15 protein-coding genes and 1 riboswitch are annotated in these 15,005 nt (G+C 73.6%); of the genes, 5 read left to right on the plus strand and 10 right to left on the minus strand.

Annotated elements, in window-relative coordinates; genetic code table 11:
• Nucleotides 1–79: 79 nt before the first annotated feature.
• Nucleotides 80–214, minus strand: a riboswitch (FMN riboswitch).
• 166 nt (nucleotides 215–380) lie between these two features.
• The 4 genes from JN350_RS16120 to JN350_RS16135 all read right to left on the minus strand — a co-directional run bounded on the left by JN350_RS16120 (nucleotide 381) and on the right by JN350_RS16135 (nucleotide 7,233).
• The gene (locus tag JN350_RS16120; protein WP_205462813.1) at nucleotides 381–2,747 is read right to left on the minus strand and encodes a bifunctional lysylphosphatidylglycerol flippase/synthetase MprF; all 2,367 of its coding nucleotides are present in this window, start codon (nucleotides 2,745–2,747) and stop codon (nucleotides 381–383) included.
• A 53-nt stretch (nucleotides 2,748–2,800) separates the two neighbouring features.
• Nucleotides 2,801–4,141 carry an alpha/beta hydrolase-fold protein gene (locus JN350_RS16125; RefSeq protein ID WP_240347369.1) on the minus strand — a complete coding sequence of 447 codons (1,341 nt, stop codon included), beginning with the start codon at nucleotides 4,139–4,141 and terminating at the stop codon, nucleotides 2,801–2,803.
• Nucleotides 4,142–4,304: 163 nt separating this feature from the next.
• Nucleotides 4,305–5,834: a hypothetical protein gene (locus tag JN350_RS16130; RefSeq protein WP_205462814.1), complete on the minus strand. Its 1,530-nt coding sequence runs from the start codon at nucleotides 5,832–5,834 to the stop codon at nucleotides 4,305–4,307.
• An 88-nt stretch (nucleotides 5,835–5,922) separates the two neighbouring features.
• Nucleotides 5,923–7,233 (minus strand): hypothetical protein, encoded by a 1,311-nt coding sequence (locus JN350_RS16135; RefSeq protein ID WP_205462815.1) that lies wholly within the window; start codon nucleotides 7,231–7,233, stop codon nucleotides 5,923–5,925.
• A 111-nt stretch (nucleotides 7,234–7,344) separates the two neighbouring features.
• Between JN350_RS16135 and JN350_RS16140 the strand changes: the two genes are divergently transcribed.
• Nucleotides 7,345–7,776, plus strand: coding sequence for a GNAT family N-acetyltransferase (locus tag JN350_RS16140; protein WP_205462816.1), 432 nt, complete (start codon nucleotides 7,345–7,347; stop codon nucleotides 7,774–7,776).
• 13 nt (nucleotides 7,777–7,789) lie between these two features.
• On the opposite strand, the gene JN350_RS16145 is transcribed toward JN350_RS16140, so the two are convergent.
• On the minus strand, nucleotides 7,790–8,317 hold the full coding sequence (locus JN350_RS16145; RefSeq protein ID WP_205462817.1) for an Lrp/AsnC family transcriptional regulator: 528 nt from the start codon (nucleotides 8,315–8,317) through the stop codon (nucleotides 7,790–7,792).
• Nucleotides 8,318–8,326: 9 nt separating this feature from the next.
• On the minus strand, nucleotides 8,327–8,893 hold the full coding sequence (locus JN350_RS20310; protein ID WP_205462818.1) for a TetR/AcrR family transcriptional regulator: 567 nt from the start codon (nucleotides 8,891–8,893) through the stop codon (nucleotides 8,327–8,329).
• Nucleotides 8,894–9,005: 112 nt separating this feature from the next.
• Here JN350_RS20310 and JN350_RS16155 point away from each other — a divergent pair, with 112 nt between their 5' ends.
• Nucleotides 9,006–10,481 (plus strand): MFS transporter, encoded by a 1,476-nt coding sequence (locus tag JN350_RS16155; protein ID WP_205462819.1) that lies wholly within the window; start codon nucleotides 9,006–9,008, stop codon nucleotides 10,479–10,481.
• 197 nt (nucleotides 10,482–10,678) lie between these two features.
• A complete protein-coding gene (locus JN350_RS16160; RefSeq protein WP_205462820.1) occupies nucleotides 10,679–11,119 on the plus strand; it encodes a phage holin family protein in 441 nt (146 codons plus the stop codon).
• Between the two features lie 20 nt (nucleotides 11,120–11,139).
• Here the strand turns inward: JN350_RS16160 and JN350_RS16165 are convergent, their stop codons facing one another.
• Both JN350_RS16165 and JN350_RS16170 read right to left on the minus strand, forming a co-directional pair.
• Nucleotides 11,140–11,646: a hypothetical protein gene (locus tag JN350_RS16165; RefSeq protein WP_205462821.1), complete on the minus strand. Its 507-nt coding sequence runs from the start codon at nucleotides 11,644–11,646 to the stop codon at nucleotides 11,140–11,142.
• A 39-nt stretch (nucleotides 11,647–11,685) separates the two neighbouring features.
• A complete protein-coding gene (locus tag JN350_RS16170; RefSeq protein WP_111084320.1) occupies nucleotides 11,686–12,075 on the minus strand; it encodes a DUF5997 family protein in 390 nt (129 codons plus the stop codon).
• A gap of 33 nt (nucleotides 12,076–12,108) precedes the next feature.
• On the opposite strand from JN350_RS16170, the gene JN350_RS16175 reads away from it, so the two are divergent.
• Together JN350_RS16175 and JN350_RS16180 are read left to right on the plus strand one after the other, a co-directional pair.
• Complete coding sequence (locus JN350_RS16175; RefSeq protein ID WP_205462822.1) at nucleotides 12,109–12,921, plus strand: LysR family transcriptional regulator substrate-binding protein; 813 nt, start codon at nucleotides 12,109–12,111, stop codon at nucleotides 12,919–12,921.
• Nucleotides 12,918–13,388, plus strand: a complete 471-nt coding sequence (locus JN350_RS16180; protein WP_205462823.1) for a GNAT family N-acetyltransferase — start codon at nucleotides 12,918–12,920, stop codon at nucleotides 13,386–13,388. The genes JN350_RS16175 and JN350_RS16180 overlap by 4 nt, the downstream gene beginning before the upstream one ends.
• Nucleotides 13,389–13,451: 63 nt before the next feature.
• Here JN350_RS16180 and JN350_RS16185 read toward each other — a convergent pair whose 3' ends face one another.
• Nucleotides 13,452–14,264 carry a DJ-1/PfpI family protein gene (locus JN350_RS16185; RefSeq protein WP_205462824.1) on the minus strand — a complete coding sequence of 271 codons (813 nt, stop codon included), beginning with the start codon at nucleotides 14,262–14,264 and terminating at the stop codon, nucleotides 13,452–13,454.
• A gap of 56 nt (nucleotides 14,265–14,320) precedes the next feature.
• Entirely contained in the window at nucleotides 14,321–14,962 is a 642-nt protein-coding gene (locus tag JN350_RS16190) for a DNA-3-methyladenine glycosylase I (RefSeq protein ID WP_205462825.1), read from the minus strand.
• Nucleotides 14,963–15,005: the final 43 nt, after the last annotated feature.

The raw sequence follows: 15,005 nt of genomic DNA on the forward strand, positions 1-15,005 counted from the left end.
TCAACGGGACTCCGGGGTGTTCGACGATCGTCGGCATCGACGGACGGGTCGTCCCACGCAGGGTGGGTCGTCTCGTCCGCCAGCGCGCCTCCCATCCGGACTCTCACCGTCGGTCCCGGAGTTTCACCGAGTCAACCTCTGCCGGGTTCGCACCCGTCATCAGTTCGTGGACTGTCACCACCGGTTCGGAATTGCACCGACCCCGGAGCGCTTGCGTAGTCGGAACGATACCCCAGACCGGTGACCGACGTGTCGGGCCGGAGCGGGGCACGTAACGGGGCGACGCGGCGCACGACCGGGAGGCCCGTGGCGGCCCCGCACCGCGCCTCCCGTCCGCCGCCCGGTCGCGTCCACCGCACCGACCCCGCCGACCGTGCGCCTCAGCCGCGTCCGCGCGCGAGCGCGACCGCCTGCCGCAGCGACAGGTCCGGCAGGTACGCCCGGACGACCGCGAGGCCGATCGACGGCAGCGCGACCGGGTCGGGGTAGGCGAGGACGAGCGGGTGCAGGTCGGGGCCGAACTTCTGCTTGAACCGGAGCAGCGAGCGGAACCCGTAGACCGGTTCGAGGACGCCCCCGACGAGCTCGAGCAGGCTCTGCACCCCGTCGCTCGGTGCCGCGTTCTCGCCCGCCTGTGCGAGCGGCGCCGCCGACAGGCTGAGCCGCTCGACACCGTCCTCGCGCATCCGCTCCGCGGCGCTGGCGACGAGGAACTCCATCACCCCGTTCGGGGCCGCACCGGTCCGGCGCATGACGTCGAGCGTCCACCCGACGACGCGTCCCGCGCGGTGGCTGGGGAGCCAGCTGGTGACGGCGAGCACCGTCCCCGCGGCGTCCTGCGCGACGAGGACGCGGACCGCGGGGTCCCGCATCTCGTCGACGCCGCCGAGCGTGAAGCCCATCTCCGGCAGCTCGCGCTCGGACACCCACTCCTCGGAGATCGCCTCGATCTGCCGCGTGGTCGAGGCCGGCAGCTCCTGCCAGGACGACCACGTGGCCGTCGTGCCGTCGCGCTTCGCCTTGTTCACGGCCGTCCGGACGTCCTGCTTGCGCTTGCCGCTCGTCGTCCAGACCCGCGGGTCGAGGTCCGCGTCCTCAGCGACCGGCAGCGTGCTCCACCCCTGCGCCGTGAGGGTGCCGGCGGTGTCCGTCCCGATGCCGTAGAAGACGGCCGTCCAGCCGACGTCGTCGCACCACCTGGCGAACGCCGTCATGGCGTCGGCGCGGGCGTCCGGCCAGCCGAACGGACCGCCGACCGTCACCGCAACCCGTCCGTTCCGGCGGAAGGCGACACCGGCACGGCCGTCCGCGGCGAACCAGTACGCGTTGCCCCGCCAGGTCGTCATCCACCCGAACGCGTCACCGCCGCCGGCCTCGAGGAGCGCCCTGGCACGTTCACGGTCGCCGTGGGCCCGGTCACCGTCCGCATCGGGCTCGACCGCCCCCGTCGGTCGGACGGCTGCGAACGCGATGACGAACCAGAGCAGCGGACCGGCCAGGCCGATCACGACGCGGAGCGTCGGGTGCAGTGACGGGAGCCGGTCCCAGAACGTCACCGGCGCGATCGGACCGAGCGCGGCCACGGCCAGACGCAGGGGGTCCTCGACGTGCTGCGGCGACGAGGCGGCCGTGACGAGGACCGCGGTCACGACGACGCCCGCGGCCGCGAGCACCGTCACCGCGAAGGTGACGACCCGTCGGCGGGAGGGCAACACGGTGAACGACCGACGGAGCAGCACGAGCACCACGGCGGTCGCGAGCGGGACGACGATCGACGCGGCGATGGACACGTCGACGACGAACCGGTCCTCCGACCCGCGCAGCTGCTCGACCCGTCCCGGCACGGCACCGTACGTGACGGCCGCAGCGACCGCCGTGACGACGTCGACCACGACCACGAGCCACACGGCGAACCGGCTGCCGCGGAACAGGCCGAGGCCGCCGACGACGAGCACGAGGAGCGGTGCGGCAGCGAGGACGAGGCTCCACGGGTCGGTCGCGCGGAACGCGAGCAGCGCGCGGAGGCACTCCCCCGCGACCCCGTCGGCGCGGCACCCGTGCACCGGCGTGACCGGACCGGCGCCCACCACTGCCGCGATCGGCGCGAGGATGCCGACCCGTGCGCGCGAGACCAGCGCGATGACGGGGCCGACGGCGGACACCAGCACGACGGTGCCGAGCAGGACCCGGGTCTCGCGGTGGGAGCTCCGTACCCAGCCGCTGCGCTTCGGTGTCCGACGGAGCAGTTCGCCGAGCAGCCAGCCGGCACCGGCGGCCAGCACGGCGTAGAGGTCCGAGGCGTGTCCGGCGTACAGCAGCAGCGCGGCCACCACGGCGAGCGCGTTCACCCGGATCCGGCGTCGCCACAGGGGTCCGGCGAAGGCGCTCGCGGTGACGATCGTCCCGACGATCGCGGTCCACGGGTCGAAGCTCGTCGCACGACCGAGCAGCAAGGACCCGACGTCGCGCCCGTCGGAGTCGACGAAGGCACTGAGTGCGCCGATCCCGGTGCCGACCGTCGTCGTCACCACGAACGCGAGGACGGTCCGCCACGACCCCATCAGCCGTTCGGCCGCACCGACGAGGACCACCACCCCGGCCAGCGTCACGAGCAGGGCCACGACCCCGGTCGACCCCGCGAACACCCGGAACGGGCCGTACGACACCGGTCCGCCGCCGTGCAGGACGCGGAGGACGACCGCGGCGGCCGAGGTTGCGAGTACGAGGACGACGATCGCGGTCGTCACCGGGTGGCGACGGACCGCCCGCAGTGGTCCGCGCCAGCCCCGCGCGGTGCGGGTCACAGGGCGCCCGTCGTCGCGGGCAGCCCGAGGTGTGCGATGACCGTCGGCAGACCGTGTGCCAGGACGTACCGCACGGTGTTCCAGTCGTGCGCGGAGCCCGGAGACACCACGAGCGGTGCCTGCATCCCGACGCGTTCGGCGACCGCTCGGAGGGCATCGGTGGACGCCCGGTACGGAGCGTCGTCCTGGCCGAACCCGAAGACCGTCAGGTGGTCGCCGTACCGGCCGTGCGCGGTCATGATGGCGCTCGGCGACGCTGCGCGGTACGCGGCGGCCGACCCGCCGAAGCCCAGGGCGATCGTGTTCTGGAGGGTACCGTTCCGTGGCCCGGCCTCGCTCGAGATCGCCAGCGCGGACCCGAACACGTCCGGGTGCGCGGTCGAGAACTGCATCGCGCAGGTCGCCCCCTGGGAGAACCCGACGATCCCCCACGCGCTCGGCGCCGTCGCGACCGGCAGGTGCTCCCGGATCCACCGCACCGTGTCGGTCATCACGTACGTCGCGCTCCGGCCGAGGCGCCGGGAGTCGACGCACATCGGGTTGCGCTCCGGAGCACCGAGCTGGTCCGGGGAGACGACGATCGGGGCGAGACCGTGGTGGGCGTCGGCATAGCGCTCAAGGTACCGGCCGAGGTCACCGGTCTGGAACATGTCCGCCGGCTGCCCGGGTTGGCCGGAGAGCGCCACGAGCACGGGCAGGGTCGGCGGGTGGGCGACCCGTGCGGCCGGCGGCAGCCACACCACGGCCTTCCGGGCGCGGAAGTGCGACACCGTGCCGGGGATCCGGACGCTCAGGGTCTCGCCCTCGCGCGGCATGCGCGCCGGAGCCCGCCAGCGCGCGGCGTCGACCACCGCCCCGCCGTGCGCACCGTGCTGCTGGACGGCGAGGGACCGCGTCGCGTACGGGTTCGTCGCGACCGCCTGCTCGAGGTCCTTGTAGAAGCCGAAGTCCACGTTCACCCCGAGGCCGGCCGACAGCGCGACCGCGGCGGCCGCACCGACGGCGACCACCCGGAGCGTCCAGCCGCCCTGCACGAGGACCACGATCAGCAGGGCGACCGCGGCGAACGCGAAGGCGATCCACATCCGGGTGACCGGGGTGAACGCGACCCCGAACAGGTCCTGGACGTCGCCCGTCCACCAGACCGCGACGAGCCCGGCCCCCGCGCCGACGAGCAACGCCGCGAGCCGGACGAGCACGCCACGGACGGGGTGCGCACGGGTGCGTCGGAGCACGGGGGCCGTGACGACCCAGGCGGTGAGCAGCACCGCGAGGACGTCCACGGGGACGAGGACGTCGCGGCTGGTGACTGGGAGGCGCAGCAGGTCGTGGAACACGATCTCATCGTGGCGTCACCCCGCTGCTGGCCGGCCGCCGAGGCACTTCGGCTACGCACAGGTTCGCCACCGTCCGGTCACAGCGGCCTGGCGGGATCCTCCCAGCCGCGGGCAGGGCGACGAGGGGCACCGCAGGTGCGGTGCCCCTCGAGCCCCGTTCGTGTCAGCGCCGCGTGCGCAGCACCAGGGTCCCCGCTCCGGCGAGGAGCAGCAGGAGCGCGAACCCGAGGGGGACGACCGGCGAGGTCGCTCCCGTGTAGGCGAGCTCGGTCGCGCCGTCGCCGCTGGCGACCGTGTCCGCCACCGGCCGCGCGACGGCTGACACCCCGCCGGTCGCCGCGACCGTGGTCGTCACCACACCCGTCGTGGAGGCCAGGGTCGGCCCGTCCGCACCGGTGGCACCGGCCGGGGTGGTCACGACGCCGGGCGTGGTGCCGTTCCCGGCGTCCGTGCCGTCACCGGGGACCGTGCCAGGGTCCGTCCCGTCACCGGGCGTCGTGCCCGGGTCGGTTCCGGGGTCCGTGCCGGGGTCGGTGCCCGGGTCCGTGCCGGGGTCGGTGCCCGGGTCCGTGCCGTCGCCGGGCGTGGTGCCGGTGCCCGGGGTGGTGGCGGTGCCGCCACCGAGGACGCCGATGCCGTTCCCGCCGACGGTGATCGGCAGGCTGATCACCGGGACCACCTGGGTGCCGGAGAGCAGGCCGCCGTCGCCGGAGGTCGAGCCTCCGGTCGACGGGGTCGTGCTGCCCGGGGCGGTGCCGGTGGCCGGGGTGGTGGCGGTGCCGTCACCGAGGACGCCGATGCCGTTCCCGCCGATCGTGATCGGGACCGCGACCGCCGGGGACACCTGGGTGCCCGAGGCGGTGCCGTTCGACCCGTCCGTCGTGCCACCGGCGGCCGAAGCCGGACCGGCAGCCGTGCCGGTCCCCGCAGCGGGCGTCGTGCCCGCCGAGGTGCCGTCACCGAGCAGCCCGATGCCGTTGCCGCCGATCGTGACCGGGACGTCGACCAGTCCGCCGACCTGCGTGCCCGAGAGCAGTCCGTCGTCGCCGGACGTGCTCGGCGTGGTCGTGGCCGGAGCGGCCGGTGCCGGCGTCGCCGCCGGGCCGGACACGGCAGCGGTGCCGTCCCCGAGGACCCCGATGCCGTTGCCGGACACCGTCACCGGGACCGACACGACCGGGGCGACCTGGGTCCCCGAGGCCGTGCCGTCCTCACCCGAGGTGACCGGTGCCGGAGCAGCGGGCTCGGCCGGTTGCGCCGGGGCGGACGCCACCGGAGCCGGAGCAGCAGCCGGGATCGACACTGCGTCACCACCGACGGCGACGGCGTTGCCACCGACGGAGACCGGGGCGGTCACGGCCGGCGCCACCTGGGTGCCGGAGGCCGCGCCGTCGGCACCCGAGGTCGTCGGCGCCGGGGCAGGAGCTGGAGCCGGTGCGGGAGCGGCCGCTGGGGCTGCAGGAGCCGCAGGAGCCGCGGCGGGCGAGGTCACCGACGACACCGCGTCGCCGAGCACCCCGAGGGCGTTGCCGGTGAGGGACACCGGAGCGTCCACCGACGGAACCACCTGGGTCCCGGACACGGCGCCGTCCGCTCCGGAGGTCGTGGCAGCGTTCGCGGCTGCCGCCCCTCCGAGCGTGAGGCCGCCGACGAAGAGGGCGAACCAGAGCCCTCTCGAGACGTACTTGTTCATGGTCGTACTCCCTGATCGAGATCGTTGGCCGACCGCGGTCGCGGTCGGTGTGTGTGCGTGCCTGCCGTGCCGGACAGGCGCACCGATCTCAGTCAGGGGCGACGTCGTGCTCGCCGACGACCGATGCGGGGACCTCGTCGTCGGAGAGCGTGCCGCGAGACCCCGCGGCGAGGGAGACGATGTCGTCGGTCGAGCCGACGATGCCGACGGCTGCGACGCCGCCGGGAGTCGAGGTGGCACTGCCACCGAGGACGCCCGCGCCGCCCGGGCCGTCGGACGGCGTTCCGTGGCCGTCGCCCGGCTCGGGGACGAGCAGGGCGGTGCCGCCCAGGGTCGCGTCCTGCACGGCACCAGCGAGCGTGCCGGCGAGCGGTCCGGTCACGAGGGCGGACGGCGCGGTCACGCCCGACCGGCGCTCGGCGTCGGGAGCGGACGTCGGGCCCGAACCCGTCGACGCGACCGTGGTCGCGGACGGAGTCGTCGCCGGAGCGGCAGCCTGCGGCGGTCGCGCGGACGGGGCCGGCGAGCCGGGCACGCCGGACGGGGTGGGGCCGACGGCGACCGGAGGTGCGGGGACGTCGATGACGGGATCCGTGCCTCCTGGCAGGACGCCACCGACCGACGGGACCACGCCCGCGACGACGTCGGGGACCTGCCCGACGATCGTGCCGACACCGCCGAGGGTGTCGTCGACCAGGCCGGTGACCGGAGCGGTGACCGTGCCGAGGGTGTCGTCACCGACGACGGGGCCGACCACGGGGACACTGCCGAGCGAGTGGTCGAGCGTGTCGACGACCGTGGTCACCGGTCGCGCGTCGCCGATCGTCTGCACGGTCCCGGTGACGGGACGCAGCGCTGTCGCGAGGGTGTCGGTGACGGGCCGGGAGGCGGTGCCCACGTGCTCGACGACGCCCTGCACCGGGTGCGTGGCCGGCTCGGCCGCAGGGGCGGTCGTGGCCGGCACCACGGGCGTGGTTGCGGGAGCGGCGGGGGTCGGAGCTGCGGGAGCCGGAGCGGCTGGGGCGGGGGCGACGGGAACCGGCGCGGGCACCGAGGCCGCCGGGGCCGGCTTCGGGGGTGCCGGAGCCGGAGCCGGTGCCGGTGCTGGTGCCGGCTTCGGAGCTGGCGCAACCGCCGTGCGGACGGGATCCACGACGCCGCCGACGACCTGTCCGACGCCGCCGGACACGTCGTGCACGGTCTCGCCGAGCCCCTCGACCACACCGCTGACGAGCCCGCGCTGCTGCGTCTGGGCGGACGGAGTGGACGCTGCCTCGGTGGCCGAGGCCGGACGGGCCCCGAACGCCAGGGACAGCAGCACGAGGGCAGCGAGGGTCCCGACGCCCACCAGAGCGATCCGGAGCACCGCGAGCCAGGGTGCGCGCGACGTCGTGTCCATGCGCTCACCTCCTGATCTCGGCTGCGCACGTAGAGTGGTTGACCGGCAATGTACGCCGGTCCGTTCCGGAACGCACCCCGTTCTGGAAGAAATTCTCAGGAAAGGCCGTCCGTGGTCTCGATCTTCTCCGCCCCGACCCGCAACCTCGACATCGTCACGCTGCACGAGATCCTCCGCCTGCGACAGGACGTCTTCGTCGTCGAGCAGGGGGCCGCGTACGGCGACATCGACGGGCGCGACCTCGAGCCCGGCACCGTGCAGTTCTGGGCGGGCCAGGGTTCGGTGGACGCCACGCTCCGGCTCCTGCGCGAACCCGACGGCACCGAACGCATCGGGCGGGTCGTCACGGCGGCGCACGCCCGCGGTCAGGGCCTGTCCGGGCAGCTGATCGAGGCCGCGATCGCCGAGTCCCGCTCCGCGGCCATCGCCCTCGGCGCCCAGTCGCACCTCGAGCAGTGGTACGCCCGCTTCGGGTTCGTGCGGTCCGGCGACGAGTACCTCGAGGACCGGATCCCGCACGTCCCGATGACCCGGCAGCGCTGAGCGAACCGGCGCGTCAGGCGCGCCAGCGCCGGAGTTCGTCGAACGAGCGGCCCTGCGTGGACCGGTCGGCGACGAGCCGCTCGAACACGATGTTCGTCTGGGTCGTCGCCACCGACGGGTCACCGCTGAGCTCGTCGGCGACGAAGTCCCGAAGCTGCTCGGTCGACTCGCACGCGATGTGCACGAGGAAGTCCTTGTCGCCGGCCAGGAACGAGACGTCCTGCACGACGGGCACGCGGAGCAGTCGCTTCGCGAAGTCGCGGAGTTCGTGGCGGGCCGCGGCGTGGACCCGGACGGAGACCATCGCCTCGATCGAGAAGCCGAGGCGCGCGATGTCGACCTCGGCCCGGTAGCCGCGGATCACCCCGGCGTCCTCGAGGGCCCGGACCCGGGTCAGGCACGTCGACGGCGCGATGCCCACGGCGGCCGCGAGGCGGTTGTTCGGGATCCGGGCGTCGCCGACCAGGGTCCAGAGGATGCGCTCGTCGACCTCGTCGAGGCGCGGGGCGGGGTCGGGACGGCGAGCTGGTCGGTCGGACACGGGTCGACGCTACCGCGACGGTGCGAGCAGGGCGCGGAGCGCGTCGTCGAGCGCCCCGGCCACGACGTCGTCGTCGGCCGACGCGAGCGGCTCCACCGCGGTGGACCGCCGGAGCATCGTCATCCCGAGCACCACCGACAACGCGATCTCGGCCCGGACGAGCAGTTCCTCGGTGGCCTCGCCGCCGACGGCCGTGGCGAGCCGTTCCGCGTACCGGCGGAGGGTCTCGCGGCGGATGGCGTCGGCACCGTCGTCCCCGGAGGACCGGAGCAGCAGCATGAGCTGGAGGGAGTCGTCGTCGGTCGGCGTACGGACCACGTGTGAGACCAAACCGGACAGCGCGCGCTCGAGGCCACGCTCGACGGGCTGCTCGGCCCCGAGGTCCTGCACCACCCGGTCGAGGCAGGAACGGAACAGCCCCTCCTTCGACCCGAAGTAGCGGTTGATCAGTGCGACGTTGACCCCGGCGTCGGCGGCGATGTCCCGCACCGTCGTCGCCTTGTACCCGTCGAACGCGAACCGGTGCCGTGCCGCCCGCACGAGCAGCAGTCGGGTGGCGGCGGCGTCCTTGCTCATGGTCGAAGCGTAGCGGCCCGGCCCGGGATGTAAGCAAGTGTTGACATCGTGTGAGAACTGCGTACCCTCGTCAAGTCAGCAATTGTTTACATCACCCGAGACACGGAGCACGATGACCGACACCATGCAGAGCCCTCGCACGGGCTCGCACCCCACCACCGCCGGGCACCGGCCGAACAGCACGGCGATCATCGTCTACCTGTCCCTCGGCGGTCTGTCGTTCGCGGTCCTGCAGTCGCTCGTCGCCCCGGCGCTGTCGACCATCGGACAGGACCTCGGCGCCTCGACGAGCGCGACGAGCTGGGTGCTCACCGCCTACCTGCTCTCCGCGTCGGTGCTCACACCGATCCTCGGACGCCTCGGCGACATGATCGGCAAGCGCAAGGTCCTGATCGTCGTGCTGTCGATCCTGCTCGTCGGCGCCGTGCTCGCCGCCCTGGCACCGAACCTCGGCGTCCTCATCGTCGGCCGTGCGCTGCAGGGCGCCGCCGGTGCGGTGATGCCGCTGTCGATCGGCATCGTCCGCGACGAGCTGCCGAAGGAGAAGGTCAGCGTCACGATCGGCCTGCTCTCCGCGATCTTCGGCATCGGCGCCGGCGTCGGCATCGTCGCCGCCGGACCGATCGTCGAGCACCTGTCGTGGCACTGGCTGTTCTGGCTGCCCGCCGTGCTCGTCGTCATCGCCCTGCTCGGCGCGATCTTCGGCATGCCGGAGTCGCCGGTCCGCAAGCCCGGCCGCCTCGACATGGTCGGCACGTTCGTCCTCGCCGTCTCGCTCGTGTCGATCCTGCTGGCCGTCAGCGAGGGCGAGACATGGGGCTGGGGTGACGGCAAGACCATCGGCCTGCTGGTCCTCGGCGCCGTGGCACTGGTCGCGTTCGTCCTGGTCGAGCTCCGCGTCGCCGAACCGCTCATCGACGTCCGCCTGTTCGCCGTCCGCGGCGTCTGGACGGCCCACGTCGTCGCGCTCGTCTTCGGCTTCGCGATGTTCGGCACCTTCGTGCTCGTGCCGACCCTGCTGCAGCTGCCGAGTGCGCTCGGCTACGGCTTCGGCAAGGACGTCACCCAGGCCGGTCTCTTCCTGCTGCCGACCGTCCTGATGATGATCGTCGCCGGGCCGATCGCCGGCATCCTCGTCCGCAAGGTCGGTCCGAAGCCGCCCATGCTGCTCGGCGGGATCGCCATCGTCGCCGCGTTCCTGCTGCCCGCGATCGCGCACGGCGAGCTCTGGCAGGTCGTCGTGTCCGGCATCCTGACCGGCATCGGCATCGGCCTGGCCCTCGCAGCGTGCTCGAACGCCATCATCGAGAGCGTCCCCGCGAACCAGACGGGCGAGGCCATCAGCGCCAACACCGTCGTCCGCACGATCGGCTCGAGCGTCGGCACCGCGGTCATCGCGGCGCTCATCACCTCGCACAGCACCCCGCAGGGCCTGCCGACGGACGACGCCTTCACGATCGGGTTCTGGGCGTGCACCGGCGTCGCGGTCCTCGCCGTGCTCGCCGCCCTCGCGGCCCCGTCGATGCGCGCGCGCCGCGCAGCGGCGGCGGCCCGTGGCATCGACGACCTCGAGGAGATCGCCGACTAGGGCCCTCGGCCCGACCACCCCGGGAGGCACGTCCTGCGTCGTCGACGCGGGGTGGGCCTCCCGGCAGTCGCGCCCACCGCCACCGGCGGCTCCGCAAGCTGGGAAGCGACCGAGCACGCCGCCGCCGGCGTGACGATCATCGGACCGGACGCGTCACAGGAGGTGGACGCGATCACCGCACCCCGAACAGGAGACCCATGAGCACCACGGACCACGACGACACCACGACCAGCAGCAAGCCGTCCTTCCGCGACACCGTCACCGCCGGCCTGGTGCAGAAGGCACTGGAGCCCGTGCTGCGCGCCGTCCGTGACGAGGTGGCGTCGGCTCGGCGGGAGATCAGCGAGCGGGCGAACGGCGCGAAGACCGGCCTGGTGCTCACCGGCGCCGCGGTGGCCTTCGCGCTGACCACACTCGTGCTGCTGGCGGGCCTCGTGGTGGCGCTCCTGGCTCTCGCGCTGCCGATCTGGGCCGCGACTGGGATCACGTTCGTCGTGTTCGCCGTCGTCACCGCGATCCTGTTCGTGGTCGGGCTCCGCGGCATCCGACGGGGCGTGCCGCCGGTGCCGAAGGACACCATCCGCGCAGCGAAGGACCGAGTCACGCACACGAGCGACTCGTCGGCCACGACCGACTGAGCCCCGACGGCGCTCCGGCGCTACATCGCGAGGGTCATGCCGACGACGGCGACCGTCATCGCGAAGACCTCGCCGCTGCGCACGGCCCGACGGTCCTCCTGCGCCCACTCGTGCCGCAGCAGCCACCCGCTGAACGCGCAGTAGCCGATCACGCCGGCACCGAGCACCGCGGACAAGGCGATGCCGTGCCCGGCGTGCCCGTCGGCGACGCCGGTCGCGTGCCCCATCAGGAGCATGCCGGCCATCACGACCGCCGACAGCGCGCGGTGCACGTCCATCGGCTCGGCGCGACGGCCGTCAGCACGGCGTCGGCGCATCACCGGCAGCGGTGCGAGCAACAGCAGGAGCGTCGCAGCGAACAGCGTCCACACCGCGCCCGCGTGCACCACGGGCATGAGCATCGCGACGAGCATCACCGCGGCCGGCACGATCACGCCGGGGCGCGGTCGGTAGCGGTCACCGACGATGCAGCACACCGACGCGAACTGCGGCACGACGAGCATGGCGTCGGCGACGGTCTCGTGCACGGCGGGTCCTCAGGTGCGCCCGGCGCGGTGCCGGGCGGGTCAGTCCTCGGCGCGGGCAGCGGCCTTGGCGGCGCGCTCCTGCTTCACACGGGCGTTCTCGGCGTGCACGGCGGCCTGGGTCTCGCGCTCGCGGACGAGCCACTCGGGCTTCTGCTCCAGCAGCGTCTTGATCTCCGCCGTGGTGAGCGCGTCGTCGATCCCCGCACGGGTCAGGCCCGAGATGGAGACGCCGAGCTTCTGCGCCACGACGGGTCGCGGGTGCGGGCCGTCGCGTCGGAGGTCCTCGAGCCACGTCGGGGGTTCGGTCCGGAGCTCGTCGAAGGCGGTCCGTGTGACGGGAGCGCCCTGGAAGGACTCCGGAGCGGCCGCCAGCAAGATGCCGAGCTTCTTCGCAGCCGTTTCGGGCTTCATGGTCTGTTCCTGCGCCATGCCCCCTAGAGTACGGCCCCTATGCTCGTCTGCATGACCGCGGCACTCACCATCGCATTCGTGCCCGGGGTCTCCCCGGCCAAGTGGGCCCGTGTCTGGCGGGATCGACACCCCTCGATCGAGCTGCGGCTGCGGCCGATCGGGTCCGACGACGTCGACGACACGCTCGACGGCGAGGTCGACATGGTCTTCGCACGCATGCCCGTCTCCGACCGCCACAACGCCATCCCGCTCTGGACCGAGACGGCCGTGGTCGCGATGCCGAAGGACTCCCCACTCGCCGACCTGGCCGAGGTGGACCTCACCGACGCCGAGGTGCACGTCGTCGACGCCGGTCCGGTGCCGGCCGACATCGCCGCCGCGCTCGACCTGGTCGAGGCGAACGTCGGCGTCGTCGTGCTCCCCCAGTCGCTCTTCCGCGCGGCGAGCCGCAAGGACCTCGTCGCGCGCCCGCTCTTCGGCGCCTCCGGCACCCAGATCGCGCTGGTCTGGCGTGACGAGGACGCCACCGAGACGACCGAGGAGTTCATCGGCGTGGTGCGTGGACGCACCGCCAACAGTTCGCGGACCCAGCCGACCGGCACCGATCGCGACGTCGAAGCGGCCCTGCGCGCGGGAGCCGGCGGCTCCACGGCCGGCGGCGGGTCCGGCAAGGGCGCTGCGGGCAAGGGCGGGTCGGCCAAGGGCGGAGCGGGTGCCGGAAGCGCCGGCGGCAAGGCGAAGGCCAAGTCGCCCGGCAGCGGCAAGTCCGGCAGCGGCAAGAAGTCCAACACCGGCAAGGGCCCCACCCCCGGCCGCGGGAAGATGCGCGGCAAGCCGAGCCGGGGTTCCAAGGGCAACCGATGACGGACACGCGCCTGCAGGAGATGCCGGCCACGCGCCTCCCGGCCTGGCTCGACCGGACCATGGCCGAGTACGTGGCGTCGCGGATGCAAGCGGGCGAGACCCGCGAACAGGCAGAGGCGAACAAGCAGAAGTCGCTCGACCAGTGGTTCCCGGACGGGTCTCCGGCCGACGGGCACCTGGTGTGGGACGTCCTCGACCAGGACGACACCGCGGTCGGCTACCTCTGGATCGGACCGTTCGCTCCGGGCGGGACCGACTGGTGGGTGTTCGACGTCGAGATCGACGAACCGCACCGTCGTCGCGGGCACGCCCGACGTGCACTCGAGCTCGGCCAGCGGGCGGCAGCGGAGCACGGCGCGACGAGCATCGGGCTCAACGTGTTCGGCTACAACACCGGCGCGCAGGACCTGTACGCCTCGCTCGGGTACGAGGTCACCGCGACGCAGATGCAGAAGCCGCTGGTCTGAGGGTTCTGCCGCTGGGTTCTGCCGCTTCGTCGGGGCGGGTGCTTCGTCAGGGCAGCTGTGTCGTCACGGCAGGACGGCAGCAGCTGCGCGGGTGACCCGGTCCCCGCGCGCTGCCTCGGCCGCAGCCCGTGCACGGGCGACCACGACGGCGTCGGCGCGCTCCGCGGAGCCCGCGTCGAACGGCGGTTGCGGGTCGTACTCGATCTGCAGCTGGATCGCCTCGGCCGCTGCCCGCCCCGCGAGCTCGGCCGCCAGCCACAGCGCCATGTCGATGCCGGCACTGACGCCGGCCGCCGTGACGACCGCGCCGTCGTCGACGATCCGGTCGTCGACCGGCTGCGCACCGAACGCCTCGAGCATCGGCTTCGACGCCCAGTGGGTGGTCGCCCGCTTGCCGGCCAGGAGCCCCGCGGCACCGAGGACGAACGCCCCCGTGCAGACCGAGGTCACCCAGGTGGCGAGTTCGGCCTCGCGCCGCACGAACCCGATGAGCTCGGGGTCGAGCATCGCATCGAAGGCACCGTCACCGCCGGGGACCACGAGGACGTCCGCCGGACCCGCGTCGGCGATCGTCGTCGTCGGGACCAGCGCGAACCCGCAGTCGGTCGGCACCGGGTCGAGCGTCGCCGCCACGTACTCGACGCGTGCGCCGGGCACACGGGAGAGCACCTGCGCCGGGCCGGTGAAGTCCAGCTGCGTCAGGTCCGGGAAGAGCAGGAAGGCGATCCGGATCTCGGTGGGGTCGTGGTCCGGCGTCGTCGCCGAGTCCCCGGCCGGGTCCGGCGTGGGGGCGGGCACGTCGACGGGCACCTCGACGACGTCGGCGTCGACCGGGTGGACGGGACGCACGCGCGGGTTCGGCTGGTCGGTGCTCATGCCGCGACCCTAGCCCGGTGCGGTCGCCGGCGGCGGCGGCGGGGTCGGCGTCCTGGTCAGTTCCAGACGCCCGAGGTCCCGCGCCGGTGGCTGCCGAGCAGGTGCGTGTCGACGATGCCGAGCGCCTCCATCAGGGCGTGCATCGTGGTCGGACCGACGAACGCGAAGCCGCGCTTCCGCAGTGCCTTCGACAGTGCGACGGACTCGTCGGAGGTCGTCGGGACCTGGGCGTACGTCTCCGGCTCGGGCGTCGTCGCCGGACGGAACGACCAGACGAAGTCGGACAGCCCGCCGTCCTGCCGCAGGGCGACCGTCGCGTTCGCGTTGGTGATGGTCGCGAGGATCTTCGCCCGGTTCCGGACGATGCCGGCGTCGGCCATCAGCCGAGCGACGTCGTCCTCGCCGAAGCCCGCGACGGTGTCGGGGTCGAAGTCCGCGAACGCCGCACGGAACGCCGGACGCTTCGCCAGGATCGTGCGCCAGGACAGGCCGGACTGGAACGCCTCGAGTGACAGCCGCTCGAACACCCCGCGCTCGTCCCGCACGGGCATGCCCCACTCGGTGTCGTAGTAGTCGCGGAGCAGCTCGTCCGTCGATGCCCACACCGGCCGGGCGAGTCCGTCGTCGCCGGTCACCAGGTCGGAGTGGGGCGCGGGCTCGGTGGCTGCGGGCTCGGTGGCTGCGGGCTCGGTGCTCATCACACCATCCTGGCGTGCGCCGCCGACACCGTCGTTGCCAGCC

It is taken from the genome of Curtobacterium sp. 24E2, from assembly GCF_016925595.1.
In the GTDB taxonomy this organism is placed as follows: domain Bacteria; phylum Actinomycetota; class Actinomycetes; order Actinomycetales; family Microbacteriaceae; genus Curtobacterium.

Bases quoted from the DNA above. Each gene is read 5' to 3' on its own strand.
- JN350_RS16170 (WP_111084320.1), bottom strand. From the start codon at position 12,075: ATGGCGCAGGAACAGACCATGAAGCCCGAAACGGCTGCGAAGAAGCTC.
- JN350_RS16185 (WP_205462824.1), bottom strand. From the start codon at position 14,264: ATGAGCACCGACCAGCCGAACCCGCGCGTGCGTCCCGTCCACCCGGTC.
- JN350_RS16135 (WP_205462815.1), bottom strand. From the start codon at position 7,233: ATGGACACGACGTCGCGCGCACCCTGGCTCGCGGTGCTCCGGATCGCT.
- JN350_RS16160 (WP_205462820.1), top strand. From the start codon at position 10,679: ATGAGCACCACGGACCACGACGACACCACGACCAGCAGCAAGCCGTCC.
- JN350_RS16180 (WP_205462823.1), top strand. From the start codon at position 12,918: ATGACGGACACGCGCCTGCAGGAGATGCCGGCCACGCGCCTCCCGGCC.
- JN350_RS16130 (WP_205462814.1), bottom strand. From the start codon at position 5,834: ATGAACAAGTACGTCTCGAGAGGGCTCTGGTTCGCCCTCTTCGTCGGC.
- JN350_RS16175 (WP_205462822.1), top strand. From the start codon at position 12,109: ATGACCGCGGCACTCACCATCGCATTCGTGCCCGGGGTCTCCCCGGCC.
- JN350_RS16190 (WP_205462825.1), bottom strand. From the start codon at position 14,962: ATGAGCACCGAGCCCGCAGCCACCGAGCCCGCAGCCACCGAGCCCGCG.
- JN350_RS20310 (WP_205462818.1), bottom strand. From the start codon at position 8,893: ATGAGCAAGGACGCCGCCGCCACCCGACTGCTGCTCGTGCGGGCGGCA.
- JN350_RS16155 (WP_205462819.1), top strand. From the start codon at position 9,006: ATGACCGACACCATGCAGAGCCCTCGCACGGGCTCGCACCCCACCACC.